General features: G+C 45.8%; 1 pseudogene. It reads left to right on the top strand.

Annotated features, from left to right (window positions below):
- A pseudogene (locus PNO30_RS02685) lies at positions 1-260 on the top strand (hypothetical protein); the annotation flags it as partial.

Genomic DNA, 260 nt, shown 5'->3' with positions numbered 1-260 from the left:
GTTAAAAACAACGGAACATGGGAAAAAGAAGGAAACATCAAAGGACCAAAAGGAGACAAAGGAGCTCAAGGTGTTCAAGGTGAACGTGGACAAGACGGAGCCCAAGGACCAGCAGGACGCGATGGACGTGATGGAGCCGCAGGACGTGACGGAAGAGACGGACGAGATGGAAAAGACGTATTAAACGGAAAAGTAAATCCAGAACCAAAACAAGGTAAAGATGGAGATAAATACGTAAATACAGAAACAGGAGACGTGTT

The sequence above is a fragment of the Gemella haemolysans genome, assembly GCF_028308085.1.
Classification (GTDB): Bacteria; Bacillota; Bacilli; order Staphylococcales; family Gemellaceae; genus Gemella; species Gemella haemolysans_D.
Note: the sequence above shows the minus strand (reverse complement) of the source record. Positions and strands in the feature narration are given on the sequence as shown.